Annotated in this window: 19 protein-coding genes and 2 pseudogenes; 6 read left to right on the forward strand and 15 right to left on the reverse strand. The window is 40.9% G+C overall.

All coding sequences use genetic code 11. The annotated features are described in order from the left end of the window. Positions 1-305: 305 nt before the first annotated feature. The 5 genes and pseudogenes from FRY98_RS29165 to FRY98_RS03090 form a co-directional block, all read right to left on the reverse strand. Positions 306-416 (reverse strand): annotated as a pseudogene (locus tag FRY98_RS29165) (ROK family protein); the annotation flags it as partial. 29 nt (positions 417-445) lie between these two features. Further along, positions 446-1,171 carry an ABC transporter permease gene (locus FRY98_RS03075; RefSeq protein ID WP_225038196.1) on the reverse strand — a complete coding sequence of 242 codons (726 nt, stop codon included), beginning with the start codon at positions 1,169-1,171 and terminating at the stop codon, positions 446-448. A gap of 20 nt (positions 1,172-1,191) precedes the next feature. After that, positions 1,192-1,968: an ABC transporter ATP-binding protein gene (locus FRY98_RS03080; RefSeq protein WP_148450275.1), complete on the reverse strand. Its 777-nt coding sequence runs from the start codon at positions 1,966-1,968 to the stop codon at positions 1,192-1,194. After that, positions 1,949-2,962: an ABC transporter substrate-binding protein gene (locus FRY98_RS03085; RefSeq protein WP_148450276.1), complete on the reverse strand. Its 1,014-nt coding sequence runs from the start codon at positions 2,960-2,962 to the stop codon at positions 1,949-1,951. Before FRY98_RS03085 ends, FRY98_RS03080 begins: the two co-directional genes overlap by 20 nt. Positions 2,963-3,321: 359 nt before the next feature. After that, on the reverse strand, positions 3,322-3,591 hold the full coding sequence (locus FRY98_RS03090; RefSeq protein ID WP_148450277.1) for a DUF6809 family protein: 270 nt from the start codon (positions 3,589-3,591) through the stop codon (positions 3,322-3,324). A 115-nt stretch (positions 3,592-3,706) separates the two neighbouring features. Here FRY98_RS03090 and FRY98_RS03095 point away from each other — a divergent pair, with 115 nt between their 5' ends. Further along, positions 3,707-3,925 carry a helix-turn-helix domain-containing protein gene (locus FRY98_RS03095; protein WP_211373248.1) on the forward strand — a complete coding sequence of 73 codons (219 nt, stop codon included), beginning with the start codon at positions 3,707-3,709 and terminating at the stop codon, positions 3,923-3,925. Positions 3,926-3,984: 59 nt separating this feature from the next. On the opposite strand, the gene FRY98_RS29405 is transcribed toward FRY98_RS03095, so the two are convergent. From FRY98_RS29405 to FRY98_RS03130, 7 genes are all read right to left on the reverse strand, one after another. Beyond that, on the reverse strand, positions 3,985-4,155 hold the full coding sequence (locus FRY98_RS29405; protein WP_420819694.1) for an ankyrin repeat domain-containing protein: 171 nt from the start codon (positions 4,153-4,155) through the stop codon (positions 3,985-3,987). 51 nt (positions 4,156-4,206) lie between these two features. Beyond that, entirely contained in the window at positions 4,207-4,614 is a 408-nt protein-coding gene (locus tag FRY98_RS03105) for a DUF4265 domain-containing protein (protein ID WP_170287007.1), read from the reverse strand. A 136-nt stretch (positions 4,615-4,750) separates the two neighbouring features. Beyond that, positions 4,751-5,533, reverse strand: a complete 783-nt coding sequence (locus FRY98_RS03110) for a hypothetical protein (RefSeq protein ID WP_148450281.1) — start codon at positions 5,531-5,533, stop codon at positions 4,751-4,753. Positions 5,534-5,582: 49 nt separating this feature from the next. Further along, on the reverse strand, positions 5,583-6,353 hold the full coding sequence (locus FRY98_RS03115) for an aminoglycoside adenylyltransferase domain-containing protein (protein WP_249043319.1): 771 nt from the start codon (positions 6,351-6,353) through the stop codon (positions 5,583-5,585). A 71-nt stretch (positions 6,354-6,424) separates the two neighbouring features. Next, on the reverse strand, positions 6,425-7,825 hold the full coding sequence (locus FRY98_RS03120; protein WP_148450282.1) for an ABC transporter substrate-binding protein: 1,401 nt from the start codon (positions 7,823-7,825) through the stop codon (positions 6,425-6,427). A 32-nt stretch (positions 7,826-7,857) separates the two neighbouring features. Next, positions 7,858-9,333, reverse strand: coding sequence for an ABC transporter substrate-binding protein (locus tag FRY98_RS03125; RefSeq protein WP_148450283.1), 1,476 nt, complete (start codon positions 9,331-9,333; stop codon positions 7,858-7,860). Between the two features lie 307 nt (positions 9,334-9,640). After that, positions 9,641-10,015: a cellulose binding domain-containing protein gene (locus tag FRY98_RS03130; protein WP_148450284.1), complete on the reverse strand. Its 375-nt coding sequence runs from the start codon at positions 10,013-10,015 to the stop codon at positions 9,641-9,643. Between the two features lie 363 nt (positions 10,016-10,378). Between FRY98_RS03130 and FRY98_RS03135 the strand changes: the two genes are divergently transcribed. The 5 genes from FRY98_RS03135 to FRY98_RS03155 all read left to right on the forward strand — a co-directional run bounded on the left by FRY98_RS03135 (position 10,379) and on the right by FRY98_RS03155 (position 14,473). Next, positions 10,379-10,915: an ATP-binding protein gene (locus FRY98_RS03135; protein WP_170287008.1), complete on the forward strand. Its 537-nt coding sequence runs from the start codon at positions 10,379-10,381 to the stop codon at positions 10,913-10,915. Between the two features lie 3 nt (positions 10,916-10,918). Beyond that, positions 10,919-12,418: a PIN domain-containing protein gene (locus tag FRY98_RS03140; RefSeq protein WP_148450286.1), complete on the forward strand. Its 1,500-nt coding sequence runs from the start codon at positions 10,919-10,921 to the stop codon at positions 12,416-12,418. Next, complete coding sequence (locus FRY98_RS03145; protein ID WP_148450287.1) at positions 12,396-12,767, forward strand: ASCH domain-containing protein; 372 nt, start codon at positions 12,396-12,398, stop codon at positions 12,765-12,767. Before FRY98_RS03140 ends, FRY98_RS03145 begins: the two co-directional genes overlap by 23 nt. A gap of 242 nt (positions 12,768-13,009) precedes the next feature. Next, complete coding sequence (locus FRY98_RS03150; RefSeq protein WP_148450288.1) at positions 13,010-13,936, forward strand: hypothetical protein; 927 nt, start codon at positions 13,010-13,012, stop codon at positions 13,934-13,936. 9 nt (positions 13,937-13,945) lie between these two features. Continuing rightward, the gene (locus FRY98_RS03155) at positions 13,946-14,473 is read left to right on the forward strand and encodes a GNAT family N-acetyltransferase (RefSeq protein ID WP_148450289.1); all 528 of its coding nucleotides are present in this window, start codon (positions 13,946-13,948) and stop codon (positions 14,471-14,473) included. 34 nt (positions 14,474-14,507) lie between these two features. On the opposite strand, the pseudogene FRY98_RS03160 reads toward FRY98_RS03155, so the two are convergent. From FRY98_RS03160 to FRY98_RS03165, 3 genes and pseudogenes are all read right to left on the reverse strand, one after another. After that, positions 14,508-15,080, reverse strand: a pseudogene (locus FRY98_RS03160) (IS256 family transposase). After that, positions 15,077-15,295: a transposase gene (locus FRY98_RS29410; protein ID WP_420819691.1), complete on the reverse strand. Its 219-nt coding sequence runs from the start codon at positions 15,293-15,295 to the stop codon at positions 15,077-15,079. Before FRY98_RS29410 ends, FRY98_RS03160 begins: the two are co-directional and overlap by 4 nt. 201 nt (positions 15,296-15,496) lie before the next feature. After that, entirely contained in the window at positions 15,497-16,687 is a 1,191-nt protein-coding gene (locus tag FRY98_RS03165) for a M48 family metalloprotease (protein ID WP_148450290.1), read from the reverse strand. Positions 16,688-16,707: the final 20 nt, after the last annotated feature.

Consider the following 16,707-nt stretch of genomic DNA (forward strand, 5'->3'; position numbering starts at 1 on the left):
GGCAACGTTTGCAGGAGCCACGGGGGTGTAAAAGGGTTCCTTTCACACGCTTGGCCTCCAACTCATGGTTTGGTTCAAATTAAAAGGACTTCTTCCCGTTAATTTGGTACGTATGCGGCTGCAGAGGCGAATTAGCTGGAAAACCTCCCACTAATTCGTCTGAATTTGTGTATTTCGGCCATGGGGCCGGGAAATAGATGGTACTTTTCCAGCTAAATCCGGTCCAAGAGCCCTAGAGTAGCACATTAACGGGAGATTTTCCCGTTAATGATGTGGACTCCGACGGTGGGACTGTATATTTATAATTGTTTCTCCTTCATGTAAATCACGAGCGCCAGGCTGAAATCATAATTGTAACGATAGGTTAGCGCAGGTCTCCCCCCGCTGGATGGAGCGGTCTTATCCTTAAATATCTCATATCCAAACGGCAAAATTTCGCCCCTCCCTACTTCCGCCACTTCATGAATCGGTAGTCCAGCAGGTCCACCAGCAGAAACAGGACGAAGCCGACCAGACTGAACAGCAGAATCCCGGCGTACATTTGCGGATAATCCAGCCTGAGCCAGGCGTCCATAATGAAGAAGCCCATACCATGCTCGGTGCCGTAGATCTCCGTAAAAAACAGGACCGAAATGGCCGTGCCCAGCGAGATACGGATCGTGCTGAGGATGACGGACAACGCGCCGGGCAGGGTGACATGCCAAAATTTCTGACCAGCCCCTGCGCCAATGCTTGTCAGGACATCATAGGTACTCGCCGGAATGGCTTTTACCCCGTCCCGTACGGAAATGATAATCTGAAATAGCAGGATCAGCATAATCATAAGAATCTTGGAAGTCTCGCCGAGCCCGAAGAACAGCATCGCCACCGGGAGCAAGGCGATCTTGGGCACAGGATAAGTCAAATAAACTACCGGGTCCAACAGCTTGTTCCAGCGTGCCGAACGCCCCATCAGAAGCCCGATCATCAGGCCGACGACCAACGCCAGCAGGACTCCGGCAAAAATCCGCATCAGGCTGTACCCGACATTCAGCAGTATGTCCCTTCCGCCGAGTTGTCCCATCGCCTGATAGACCTCGAGCGGACTAGGCAGTATCGGATGATCCACCAGCAAATACGCCGCGTACCAGAGCGCGTTCATCCCCAAGAACACCAGCAATAATCTAATCATATGGTTGAGCCGCCGTTTATTCACCATTTCTCCTGCATTACCTTTCTGATTCTCTTCATCTGGGCAAAAAAGGCGTCACTGGCCCGCTTCTCCGCATGATCCAACCCAAATACCGCCTCATTGTCAATCATCTCCGGCGCCTCGCTCTTGTTTGACGGGAGCACGATGACCTTCTGTCCGAGCAGAATGGCTTCGTCCACATCATGCGTCACGAACAGCGCTGTGGTCGGGTTCGCCCGCCAATGCTCCAGAAACAACTGCTGCAGCGCTTCCCGCGTCATAACATCCAGCGCGGAGAACGGCTCGTCCAGCAAAAGAATAGACGGCGCAATCGCAAACGCCCGCGCAATCGCGACCCGCTGCTGCTGCCCCCCGCTCATGGACAGCGGATAACGCTCCCCCAGCTCCGGAATGCCCATCGCAGTCAGCCAGCGGTCAATTTGCTCCTCCCGGGCCCGCCTTTCCTGCTCCTTAGGATTAGCGATCTTCATCGCCACCCTGATGTTAGCCTTCACCGTCTTCCAGGGCAAGAGACCGTAATTTTGCGGCACCAGCCCAATCAGAACGTCCTGTCCGCGCAGGGGCTGCCCATTGAACAGCAGCTCGCCCCGGTATTCCGGCAGGAGGCCGGACACGGCGCGAAGCAGCGTGGATTTTCCGCTCCCGGATGGCCCAAGAATGGTGTAAATTCCATGCTCCGGCAGGGTGAAATCCACTCTCCCGAGCGCCAGTTCCCCGCTCTTGTATGCAACCTCAAGTTCCTTTACGCGCAGTCCGCTATTTTTTGAACTGGACATCGGAAATCACTTCTTCGGGGGTGATGTTTTTGGTCAGCAGTCCCTGTTCGCGGGCCCAGGCAAACGCCGCCTCGACCTCTTTGACATCGACCTGGTTGGCCGGGATATAAGCCGGCACCTCAATTTGGTCCTTCAAGGTTTCCGGGTAGCCGACCTCCTTGATCACCAGATCGATGTAATCCTTCTGGTCATGGGATTGCATGTACGCCACCGCATCGTCATAGGCCGCGTACATGGCGCGGATCGCTTCCGGCTTGGCATCAATCGCGCTTTGCGGGAAGGCCAGCACGAACGGGTTCACCTGGGCCTGCTTCGTGGAGCTAAGCACGCGCAGGCCTGACGCTTTTCCCATCGTGACGAACGGCTCCGGTAAAACCGCCGCGTCCGCTTTGTTATTTTTCAGCAGCTCCAGCCGGGTGGGAATTTGCGGCACTTCCGTTACATGGACATCCTTCTCCGTCAGACCGGCCTGCTTCAGCATCATGGCAACAGTGTACTGTGTGGAGGTGTTTTTGGACAGGATCACGGTTTTCCCCTTCAGATCCTTCACGTCCTGAATCTCGTTATTGCCGGTCAGCAGATCGAATTCCCCGAAGGTCGTGCTGGTGATTTTTACGTTCAGTCCTGCTTCATTGTAAATCGAAATGGCGACCAGATCGGCGCTCAGCCCGTCAACTTTTCCTGCTTGAAAAGCTACATCGCGGTCTTTGGCGCTTTTGAACGTCTGAATGTTCAGGTTCACCCCGCGCTTCTGATCAAAGCCCTGCTCATGGGCAATAATGAACGGAATGGCGTCAATCGAAGGCAAAAGGCCCAGCGACAGCTCCGGCAGTTCCGCCGGTGTGTTGCCCGCTGCCTCCTTCACCGCCGGTGCGTTGCCCGCGCCGCCTGTGTTGGCATTTTCCGTCTTGCTGCCGCACGCCACGCCCACTATGCTGACAACAAGCACCAGCGCCAACAGCATCATCATTTTTCTTGTTGCTCCAAACTTCATAGTTGTCTCTCTCCCCTATGTGTTCTAAGTAAAATTGGTATGGCAATGTGCCTACTTTACTTAAGACGTCTTCCGCCACTTTGCGCTTTTATTCACAAAACATATTGAAAATAGGCCATATGCCCGTCCGATCGTCTCAAGTAATGTCATTTTACACCTATTACTGCATTTTGTATATTTACAAATTTAAATAGTTTGCTGTAGTTTAAACCCACATACCGCATAAAAAAGCTCGTAACCGCCTAGGCAGCTACGAACCATCTTAATGCAATTATTTCACTCGTACTACACAAAAAAACAACATGCTCTTAACATTTAATGATTTTATTTTCTTTCTAAAAACTTTCATTGTTATCTCCTCATTCACCAAAATAGGCTTCAGTGATCATTTGAATACCCATTTTGAATCCATAGATGAAAACTTCGGTTGAGTATATGGAAGAAGATCTCCCCATTAAATCAAATGTTTTTTCAAAAAGTTTAATGTCATTCTCTGAAAGCCGCATCATTAATTGCTTCTTCGAGTCAGATATTTCGTTATTAAGTGCCTTATACTCCGGATTCTTTGGCACAATTATTTCTTCTGGTCTAATTTCCCCAAAATACAGTTGCTCTAATAGGCTACTCATTCCCCACCACTCCCAGACCTTCATTAAGTTCCTCACAAAACATTTTAGCGATTTTTTCGCTAAAACTCAATAGCGAATAACTCGCTAGAGTATCTTTATGATGGAGGTGTTAGACATGTACCCGAGAATTAGAAGTCTGCGTGAAGATAAAGATTTAACACAATCTCAAATTGCTGCATATCTAAACTGCAGTCAACGTATTTATAGCAATTATGAACGTGGTGAAGTTGACATTCCAACCGCCATACTCATTAAAATAGCTGATTTCCATCAAACAAGTACCGATTATCTTTTAAACAGAACCAACATCAAAAGAGCTTATCCCAAAGATTAACGCTCATTATAATTTGCCCCGTAGCAACTGTTTTCTTAAATGATTCAGAATCGCTCTGTTTATCGAAGAAAATCTACGATGTCGTTATAGTCTTTAGCTTTAGCTAGTTCAATCGCTGTTGATCCTTCCTTATTTCTAATTGCTTTATCCGCACCATGTTCTATAAGCAATCTCACTATTTCTAGCTTTCCAGCTCTTGCTGCCTCCATCAGTGCTGTATGGTCAAATATCTTTTCAGCCTTTTTCCTTTGAAAAGTTACTCAAAAATCGTTTCATCCTAGTTATCCCTCTGTGTTCAAGATTATTTTCATTTCTCTGATTATTTCTTGTTCGAACTTTTTTGGAATATTCAATAATAACAAGCCTCCAAACACTCGCTCGCATCGCCCTGCATTTTTAGTTACTTTATCTTTAAGATTCTCTAATTCCTGTGATTCGCTAACTTCCTTGCTCAATAACCAAGAAAGTTTGATGAGTTCTGATTTTTTAATCGTTTCTATGTAGTAATATACTTCCTTAACTTTCTTAACTCGAACAATATCGCCATAGGATACCTGATCATTGAAAATAGGATTCTCTTCGAGAGCTACCGTATCTTCGTCAATAAAAACAACATCAAGCACTTCAACTTCTCCGCCTTTATCATCAAAGCATAACTGTATTTGATCAGACTTTTTAATGGTTCTCACCCCACTCTGGCCAACTTCACAAGTCCTTATTCATCGTTTCTTCTTATGTGTACTTCGTATCCCACGTCTATAATGTCCTCCAGATAGAATTTATTATGTATATCAGGAAACGACAGCTTGTCTGACTCCATCATCACTAAATAATAATATCGATTTTTCCAAACGTACTTTCTAACTTAGGTACAACTAAATCCATGAATTCAATTAGTTTCTTTGTTTTAATATAGAGCACCATGCCATCGTGCTCACCAATGTCACCGTGTTCTTCCGTATATGTAAGAAAATAATTGTACTCTTCGAGTGGTGCTCCCTGGTCCACTAGCATACAACTGAACCAAAAGTTTATTTCAATGGCTTTTACTACCTCCTCCCTTGAAGACAATTTATACCAAAGAATACGTTTTAAATGATCTGGCTTATTGTAATGGGAAAGCCAAAGGGAGTTCTCGCTCTTGATCCTTTCGTTAATAAAAGATTGTGTCTCAGATGGTTCATCCATCAACTCATATATGGTGTACGATTTATAGAGAACCTCTTTGATTTGTTGTTTTGTAGAAGAATCCACGTTTTTTAAATCTGCCGTTCTAAACTTCGTGAGCAATTGCTCCATAGTTATCTTAGGGTCAGTTACGTAAGAACTGCTCACTAATATTTCATAGATCTGTTTTTCCATTTTTCCATCTTCGTCATATAAAATATCTGCGTGGAAGGCCTCAATAAGGTCTTCTGAGATCTCATCTTTGTGTTCATCTTTGTCTCTGTCCAACTCACGGTAAGCGAACAACAATTCCTGGTTCTTCCCCCAAAAGGACAAAATCATATCAACGATTTCACTGCACGGACCATAACCCCATTCGTATCCCACTTCAAACCTGATTGGATCCGTATGAATAAACAACTTCATGAGAATCTCCTCCATCCAACCACTGCTCCTTCACCTAAAGGGTCTGGAGTATAATGCACTATGGTTATATTGTCAATTCTTCTATTTCATTCAACATATACGTTGCGTAATTCAATAACGTTCGCTCATCAAATCTTAATTTTTCCACTTCATTGTTATTGTAAGTTGCAAGGCATTGAGCGATTACATTTTTATACTCGGACGGTACGAAGTCCAGCGCCCATTCTCCTGCCTCTTTTTTTGAAGAAATGACCGAATCTCTTACATAGTATAGAACTCTAGAAAGATTTAAAACGTAATAAACAGGGTTGTGAATAATCCCCTCCAGCGCATCCTCAATATCAGATTTAATGGATTGGATATAATAGCTCTTATCTATAGGCTTTATTACGTCTTTTATTTGTTGACCAAACAGGACGATTCCACGGTGATAAGTGATGACGAAGTGAGCGGCCAAATCCGGATCTTCCCATCCCCCGCAAAAATAACTCTCATCCGTTCTGTACTTCTCTCTATGAAATGAGGAATAATGAAATTCGAAAGGGGTTGGATAGACAAAGTTAGCAGCGTATGTTTCCAAGACTACGCTTAATTCAAATCCCTTTTTTAAATTCATCTCATCTTCGATCCTGATTAAATTTCTTGCAATTTCTTTGTAGATACCGATGGGTTGTTTTTCTCTTGTAATTACCAATACATCTATATCGCTTTGAGCAGGATTAAAGCATTCCATGGCCATAGATCCGTGCAAATAAATTCCTATAAGGGTGTCCGATAATTTTTCTTTCAAAAGATAAGTCAAATGGTCCAAAACAACGGTTTGGTTCATCTCCATCTCTGCCCCCTTCATTTGGGATTTTCCTGCTTTTATTTCTATAACCTGCCGCCCTTGCGGCTATTGGGCTATCACTTCTTTACAGATTGATCAAGCAGCGTTTGCCCTTCGGACTTTATTGCTGCTACTGCTTCATCAAGGTTTTTTTGTTCTTTTTCCACAAGTTCTAATTCTCGACTTAAGATCGCAGCAAACTCGTTGAAAAATTGATCGGGCAGCTTGTTCCAATCATCACTACGACTTGGAAATCTTGATTTCAACGAATAGAACGGCTCTAAACTAGTTCCTTCGTAGTCCTTCATAAATCCGGATCGACTTAATATCAACTGTTGACCTAACAACAATTCATTGGACTCGGAGCCAGCTCGAGCGTAATCTTCACCGCACACATACTTAATAAATTCCCATGCGGCATCTTGATGGACTGATGTTATGTTAATGGCGAATATATCCCCTGGAGTTACATAAGTTGATGTTGGATCAAGGGGATCGACGGGTCCAGCGGCAATACCCAGTTCAAAGGGAACATAATCGTTCAAATCATGCTTGAAGTGATCCATAAGTACTAGCGACGTTACAGATCCAATATGCATAGCAGAACGCCCCATGAGAAATGGTTGGCTATTATAAAACTCCTCTTTCGTTCCACTTGTGAATAATTCATCCATAGAATTAAAAATAGCGCCCGATTGTTCTGCCTGAATTGCGGTCTGAATCACTTTTTTCCACGCATCTGTGTCTATGGTCACCTGCATCTTATCTGTATTCACGATCGACAATCCTTCAGCCCGACTCATCTTATCAATCAGTGTAACTAGATCCATGGGGGCTTCATACACATCTCCACCGCTATATCCATATATTCGTGTCTGTTTATCCCCTTCAGTAGGAAAACGACGGGCAAGATCGATCATATCGTACCAACTCATTCCATCAGATGGGAACGCTATGCCATTTTTCTTGAACAGATCTTTATTGTAAAATATCGCCTTGCTCGAAAACGACGGAGTAAGCCCATACAATTGACCACCGCCTATTTCTCTAAGTTGATCAACGAGACCGGGAACGAACCCATCCAGATTATACTTATCTCTAGTACTAAGCGAATCAAGTTCAGTCAGGTTTCCATCGTGAATTTGACGTTTAAACTGAGGAGCATCCAGAATCAAAATATCCGGCTGTTCTTTTCGGATAAACTCCGCATACACCTCTTCCTTCGTTTTATCACCCATATCTGTGTAAATGTTCGCATCGCTGATGACTTCAAATTGGATATGATTATGAAGCGTGGTGAACCCATCCCCATATTGCTTGTAGAATAATTCCAAATCCGGATAGATGACCTTAAGCGTAGTCGTCTCTTGATTTTCCTTGGATTCAAGCGGACCCATAGACACCCTTGTACAACCTACTACTAACAGGCAACTAACAACAAACATCGTAACTACTTGCAACCATGATCTGTTCATCATCGTCTCCTATCTCCGCTCAACATATAGCATAGTCATTTAAAAGGTACTGTCTTAAAATCATCCCAATTGACGGTCATCTTTTCCTTTGCCATGCTTTTGTCCGGCTCTTTCCCTCCATTTTTTTCATTAACCTTCCTGGCAAGGTTCGCTTCATCAAGGTCAACTTGTGCATCTCGCTGAATCGTCTGTAGCGCTTCATCAAGGGATTTTTGAGACCTCTCTACTTGGGTCCATTCCCGATACGTAATCTCTTCATATTTTTCCTTGAATTCATCCGTAATCATACTACTATCAGGATCATCATAGTAATTACTTAGCGGCACGGAGGTTAAGTGATAAAATCCATCCAGGTTAATCCCATAATAATCGCTTGTTTGACCCATGCGTGAAGGAATGCCATGATCCGGTCTTCTCGCCAATTTGCTTGCAACGTCATCACCCTGCATAAACTTCAACAATTCCCATGCGGCATCTACATTGGCGGAATTGGCCCGAATTGCATAAACATAGTCATTCCCCAAATTCAGATCTCTGGTTATTTCTCGATTAGACGGATCAGCTGGACCGACCACCATACCCACCCTAAATGGCTTAACCCCTGATTCCCCACTTTTTACATAGTCAAGTACACTATAGGCCCAGCTAGGTTCATCAGCGATCAACATCGCTTGCCGCCCTTTAGCAAAAAGTTGCTGTCCGTCGAAATTCTCATCCGTGTTAAATCCTCCCTTGTGCAGGGCATTTGTAGATAGTGCTTTTTTAGCTTGTTCGTACGCTTGCTTCCAGCCTTTTGTATCCATTGTGATTTTCATTGTATCAAGGTTAACTGCCTTTAATCCCATAGATAAACCTATCCGCGTACCTAACTCTCTTAGAGGGCTTTCTTTGTCTAACCCGAAACTCGTGAATCCCCCGTATATCCTGGATTGCTCATCTCCATCGGTAGGAAATCGTCCTGCTAAGTCGATCAGTTCTTGCCAAGTCATTCCGTCGTGTGGCGGCTCAATTCCATATTGATCAAACAGGTCCATATTGTAAAAGATGACTTGTCGCTGGAATGTGGGCGCAAACCCATACAACTTCCCGCCGCCTTGTTCCCTAAGAAAGTTGATGATCGAAGGATAAATCGTGTCGATATTGTAGTGATCCCGCGCCACTAGCGGTTCAAGATCTAACAGGAACCCTGCAGCTGATAACCGCTTATAATCATCAATACTTAGGTAAAGAACATCCAGTTGTTCTTGTTCGATAGACTGCTCAAGAGCTTGCACATAGTTTGAAGCCGTCTTCTCAAGTTCTATCCTTTTGGGTCTAACAAGCTGAATCTTAATCGAACCGTTCTGGGCATGGAACATGTCACCGTATTGATTATTAAAGTATCTGTTTTCTTTCTCGTAAGTCATTACCTTCAACTTTGTAGTATTAGCCGCCGGCGAGCTTGTACAACCTGCCGATCCAACTATAAGTAAACCTATAAGCAGCATTGATGTTAACTTAAACTTGCGCAAACGGATTCCCCCCCTTTTTTAAATGATCATATGCAAATATGCGAAGATCACTTGAATCAAGTGATAGTTTTCACATCAATTTATATATCTTCCCATTCGTTTACTATAATAGTAGGTTCCTAAATACCGATCAAGTAATTTCATCCATATATTCCATTCTATCCTATTCGTTGTTAGTGCGATCGATTCCTGTTTAATCTTGTCGAATCGTTCTCTGTTTTTCAAACGATAAATCCAGGGGAGATTATAAAAGAAATGGGTATGGAGGTCCCCCATACCCATTCCATTCCAGTGACACGCACCTCTCTTAAGGCTCGATGCCCCATTGCAGTTCTCCGCCTACGTATCCGGTGATTTTCAGCGTTTTGGCGTAAGCCGTGGCCACAGCGTCAAAGGAATAGTCGTCGCTCTGGCTGTAATTGCTCCAATCCGCTTTGGAAATGCGGATCTGCAAATCGACGCTCTGTCCCGGTGACAGCGTTCCGGCCGTTTCCGTAAATCCGATCTCCGCGTAATGATCGGCACCGGCCAACGCCGCAGGCAAGCGTACGAAGCGGCCGGTCACGTTGGCGCTGCCGACCTGGCTCCAGTCGCAGAAGAAATTCTGCGGTTGCTCCCCGTCAACCGTAAAGTAATACCGCAATGTGACATCCTTAAGCGGCAGAGCTTCCGTTATTGCGATATTTAATGGAAAAACAGCGTCAGGAAACTATAGAAGAAGACGCACATGAAACATAGTGAGATCCTACTTTATTACATTGCAGTATTATTGTAAAGTCTACGACGTAATATCGAGCCTCGAATTGTACGGCTTAGGGCGAATCTTAGCGCGCAATGGATAGAATTATCCACCCAATTCATTTGCAATACTCCCCTCCATATGACCGTTATTGAGAAGAGGAATTATACTGTATAGTAATACAAAGTACTTATAGAGACCAGAATTCTGTATCTAAAGACCTATGACATAGTAATATCCTATTCCCAAATATGCACCTTCATGGTATGATCAGGTAAAAAGTCGTATTTTGTGGAAGGGACTAATGTGGACAATATAATTTTTATTGGTGGCATTCACGGAGTTGGAAAGACAACATTATGTAACAAACTATCACATCAACTTCAATTGGAGAGTCATTCAGCGAGCAAAATTATATCAAATATGAAAAAACAGAACCTTCCCTCAAACAAACTAATCCCAAATATTAATATTAATCAAGCCTTCCTCATCGAAGGCCTCAATCAATTAGAAACAGAGAAACATTGGATGATACTCGATGGACACTTCTGCTTACTTGATGGTAAAAAAAATATATCTAAAATCTCCGAAGCTGTTTTTAAGGTAATAAAACCAGCAGCCTTAATTGTGATAACAGATTCAGTTAAAAATATTGCTTCAAGACTTAAAAATCGTGACGATGAAGAATATGATCTTAAATTTCTTAAACAATTTCAGAATGAAGAAACAGCTTACGCAAGACATATAGCCAAAAAGTTTAGCATACCTATATATATTTTTAATAGTAGTGACGAATCCTCATCATCGCTAATTCAATTTATCACTAATTTGGGAGTGATATAGTAAATGAGAGTTCTTCTAGATACCAACATTGTTATCCATCGAGAAACTAGCAATGTCCAAAAAAATGATATAGGTATACTTTTTAGATGGCTTGATAGACTCAAATATACAAAATGTATCCACCCAGTAACAGTTGAGGAAATAAAAAAGTACAAAAACCCCCAAACTGTTAATTCTATGATAGTAAAACTTACTAGCTACCATAGCCTAAAAACAGAGGCGCCTTGGACTGAAGCCATCAATATCGTTTCAAAACAGTATGATAAAAATGATAATGATATTAATGACACAAAATTGCTAAATGAGCTAGCAACTGAGCGAGTAGACCTTCTGATAACAGAAGACCGTAAACTTGCTTTTAAAGCTTCAAAATTAGATTTGTCCGATAAAGTATTTACAATAGATTCTTTTTTAGAGAAAGTTACATATGAGCATCCTGAACTAGTTAGTTATAAAGTTTTATCTGTAAAAAAAGAATATATAGGTAATATTGATATTAATGATAACTTTTTTGATAGTTTGAAAGAAGATTATCCTGGGTTCACTAAATGGTTTAACAAAAAGGCGGACGAAATTGCATATATTTGTAAAATCGACAACAATATTGCTGCATTCTTATACTTGAAAATTGAAGATGAAAATGAAGATTACTCAAGTATATCTCCACCATTTCCAAAGAAAAGGCGACTAAAAATCGGGACTTTTAAGGTAACATTAAATGGTTATAAACTTGGAGAGCGGTTTATAAAAATAATTATTGACAATGCTCTTATTTTTAAGGTTGATGAGATTTATGTTACTATTTTCGATAAGCGGATTGAGCAAATTAGACTTATAAACCTTCTCAGTGATTATGGGTTTTCAAAACATGGCTTGAAAGATGAAAGCGAGTTGGTTTTTACTCGAAATTTTCAGAAAGCCTTTGATATTTACAACCCTAAATTTACGTTTCCGTATATTGACTCAAACAGGCAGGTATTCTTGAGCCCGATCTATCCTGAATATCATACCAATCTTTTTCCTGACTCAATTCTACGTACTGAATCGCCCGCTGACTTTATTGAAAATGAGCCTTTTAGAAATGCCATAAGTAAGGCATTTATATCTCGTTCAATGGAAAGAAACTTAAAGACAGGGGATATTATAGTATTCTATAGAACTGGTGGTTACCACAAGAGCGTAGTAACCACGATAGGAATTGTTGAAAGCGTGGTTAAAAATATAACTGATTCTGAACACTTTATAGCCTTATGTAAAAAAAGAAGTGTTTTTACTGACCAAGAACTTTTGGAATGGTGGAACGGGGGAAAAACTAGGCCATTTATAGTTAATTTCCTCTATTCGTACTCCTTTCCTAAACGAATTAATATGAAAAGATTAATAGAATTGAACGTTTTGAAAAGTGTTCATTCCGCCCCCCGAGGGTTCATGAGAATAACATATCAGAATTTTAAAGACATCATAAAGGAGGCACAAATTGATGAACGTATTATTGTCAATTAAACCAGAGTTTGTAGAAATGATATTTTCGGGTGAAAAAAAATACGAATATCGAAAAACCATATTTAAACGTAAAGATATTTCCAGGGTTATTATTTATGCTACTGCCCCTGTAAGTCGTGTTGTTGGAGAATTCGAAATTGATACTATTCTTTTTGAGGATGTTAACACCCTTTGGGAAGAGACAAAAACAGATGCCGGAATTGATGAAAAGTTCTTCTTTGATTATTTTACTGAGAAAGAAAAAGGGTACGCTATTAAAATTAAAAAGTATAAGCAATACTTGAAATCTAGAAAATTAAACGATGTTTATCATTCAACTCCTCCTCAATCTTTTGCTTATATTGATTGATTATTTTACATTCATTATTTGATACTCGCTAAAAATTAATCATGGAAATCATGCAGCAGTAGTATCTTCAGTTTGAATTGACATTTTGAGTTTCGTATTCAGAGTAGAATATAACAACTTTTCAAAGTCAAAGATATTGTCTAAGGAGCATTGATTTTCATGAGAAGTTTTGCGGTTTGGTACTCTTCTTCAAAAAACAACAACATAAGGGAAAATAAAGAAGCAACAGTTCATATAAATCTATGGTCACAAAAAAAAATGGCAGTAAGGAATACTGTTTTGATTTCGGATTCTTGATTGAAAGTATTGAGGGAATTGAAGATATTTTCTTATATGTCCCCTTTCCAATTAAGAAAGAGCAAATTAAAGATCTTGGGACAATTATTTCTAACAACCAACTAGTGAATGCGATTTTTAACGAAAATTTCACCACTACAGATGGGGAACCCAAAAGACTAACTGTTAACGGAACAAAGGACAAGCCCCCTTTCACCATTTATTCCCTTGAGATAGAAAGCCAAATTGAGATTAGCAATTGTATTAGAAGTGGCAACACTGACAAGCCAGGTACCATATTGAAAATACGAATCGGAAATATCTCTCCAGGAAGTAAAGCTAGATATTATTTCAGAATACGAATTCAAGCACAAAAAAAAGATATCGCCCTAATCAATGATCAAATAAAGGGCATTAGCATTTTTAGTAACCAGTTCACCAATACAGAAATAATTGACTTTCGATTAAATGATATTAGGAGCTGTGGAGAGGAACTAAGAGAACAGTTCAATAAAGGACTCAAATTTAATCTTTTAGCTGTTCATTACTTAATATTAAGAAGTGCAGATGACCTGATAATCCATTATGGAGAGAGTATAAATAGTAGAATGCTAGAGAATGATTTATGGAAAGATTATATAGATAGCGTGCCAACAAACAATATTATTGCTTATCATATAAAGAAAAAAGCCAATAAAACTAATAGTGATAACAGCGGAATGCCTAAATACGAATACTTAGAAGGCTTTTCAGACTTAACACGTTTTCAGTATCAAAAAAGTAGCTGGTTAATACTTCTTCTCTACACAATTTTTATTATTATCTTCGGAGCAGCAGGAGGAATTTTTGGAGATTGGATAAGTGAAATAGTTCAAAGTCTGTTTAGAAAGTAGGACCCTGCGGTGAATTACACAAACATATTTCATGGACTTTCAACGATCCAGCCGGAAATTTTACGGAAATTCTTGTTTGATGAAATTGGGGAGCGATCCAAAGACAAATTGTATAATCATTTGAAGGAATTAGAGCACTGCTATCCCAAATTTGACCATTGGTTTTACAATGTTGTAATTCCAGAAGTTGAGCTAAGAGATGGAAAACGTGAAATTATAATAGCTCTAACACAAATGTTAGATACAAAAAAAACTTATTTAACCGGAATAGCTATTTTAAAAAAAACAAAAGATGAAAAAAAAATATGCACCTTTAGAATACATGAAAATTATAGAAACATGGGTATTGGAACTGCTTTGTTTGAGCAATGTTTTCTATATTTGGAGACAAGAAAGCCATTGATAACAGTATCAAGCGATAGGTTAGAAATGTTTAGAAATCATATTGATCATTTTGATTTCAGAATCTATCAAAGCTTGGACAACTTTTATAAGCAAGGATCTACAGAATATGTATATAATGGTTATTTGTTATAATTCCTTCTAAATCCTTGTACGACACATAGCGGGTCTAGTTGTGGATCTGATGGATGACGCATTTCTGAATCTCGGTATTCGGGTAGCAGGCGGAAATTGACTGCGAAAAGCCTGTGAGGTTATCCACGCACGTGATAAGGATGTCTTGGACCCCGCGATTTTGCAGTTCGTTAAGACGCTAAGCCAGAACTTCGCGGATTTGTTCTCGCCGATCCACATGCCAAGCACATCCTTGTTGCCGTCTAGATCGATACTGATGGCCATGTAGGCCGCCTTGTTCACGATGGCCATCCTGCTTGACCTTGAAGTGGATGGCATCAAGAAAAACGACCGCGTAAACGCCTTGCAACGGCCGGTTCTGCCATTCCTTGATGAGCGGCAAGAGCTTGTTTGTGACGTTGGAAATGAGCGTTGGCGAGACCTCGATATCGTACAGATTCTGCAGGTGATCCTGAATCTCCCGGGTGCTTCCCCCATTGGCGTAGAGAGCCACTATCTTATCCTCAATGCCCGTCACGTTCCATTGATACTTCTTCACCACAAGTGGCTCGAACTCGCTGAGCCCGTCACGCGGCACCTGAATCTCCTCCTCAACTACTCCCCTCACAACCGTTTTCTTGCTTTGCCGTTACTGCTATTGAACATGACCTTGGCTTTCGCCTCATGCTTCTCGTAGCCCAGATGAGTGTCCGTCTCGGCCTCCAGCATCTCCTGAAACGTCTTCGCAAAGAAGTTTTTCAGCGCATTCAGAGCGTCCTGCGCCGTTACCAACTTGTTTTCCTTGATGAATGCCCACAGTTGCTCCTTCGTCCACAAACCCATGTGTGCTCCCCAACCTTTAATTTGCTTCTTTAGTAATTCGGTTTTGGAGTTTACACAAAAGATTTACAGACTCGGATCGAGGGAAGTCTGACTATCCACAGTTTTCCCCCACCCAAATACCGTAGGGCTACTAATTGTATTTTGTGGAATCAACTCTTGCGTTGACATTTACACTTCAAGTCTCATCGTTGCAATAAGCAATTAATCCCCACTCCATCCTTTTCCAGTAATTGCCCATTTTAATGTCTGAAAGAAATGCCTTATATATTCTTTATATGACCATTTCTTATAATTCTGAAGTAAGTGAATCCTGTAGTCTAAACTAGGGTGTGTATGCCACCTGCTATATCTTTCCGGAAGCTTCCTATACCAAGGTATATTTGTCTCCATATTTTCATTCTGCATTCTTTTAAGCAGCTTTATCAACCCTAATCTGATTTCAGGAATTAACTCACATGCTTTTCTATCTGCACGCATTTCTCGAATCTGATACCAATATCCATGTTTGGCGTACAGCAAGTAAATTAACATACCCAAAAAAACAATCATCATAACAGGGATTGCTAAAACCAAAACAAGTGCTACATAGACTAAGTACGCACTAATAATGCCTACGATATATACATAAGTGAGCATCCCAGCGATAAACAAAAAAATTGTACTCGTAGAAAACAAAGTACTTTTAAAATCATAATCCTTATACTTAATATGTATCAATTCATGAGCAATTAAAGCTTTCAACTCTTCATCTGAGAATTCTTCACAAGCTTCAGTCGTTAAAACAACAGCGTTCCTTCCTTTACGGAACCATGGTTTTAAATATGCATAACCTGGCGATCGACTACTAATTGTTATAAAAAGCTCTATACCGTGCATCCCCAACTGTTCTTGGGTATCCATAAAAATTTTTACTATTCGTTTGCTTGGAGGGAATAGTAGAGTTTCCGACATCAACTTTTCAATCAATAGTTTGCGCTTAAAAAGTGCGATTAAAATACGGTTAATGAATAAAATCAACTGCTTCTTAAATCTCGAAATAAATTGCTCTTTAATTGGCCTTTGATTTATATTGGCGTGTTTGAAGGGCGGGGCGCTTTCATTGAGATCGAGTTGTTCTTCGAACTTATCTAGAACTTCAGACCATATTTTTGTCCACCTAATTCCTGTCATTACTAAAGCAGCTATCATGATTAAATGATAAAAAATCGATACGTTCGATTGAAAAAACATTACAACGATTATTGCCGGGACCAGATGCGATAATAGAATAAGTAAAAATGAATAAAAATGCTGGATGTTCCTTTTTTGAATAACTAGTTTTGTTAATGAAAGTAATCGAGCATAAGCAAATATGTTGCCAAACATAAAACTAATAGAATAAATGACTCCCATTCTCTTTCCCTCACATTTTG

Origin of the sequence: Paenibacillus faecis, from assembly GCF_008084145.1 — a bacterium.
Taxonomy (GTDB): Bacteria; Bacillota; Bacilli; order Paenibacillales; family Paenibacillaceae; genus Fontibacillus; species Fontibacillus faecis.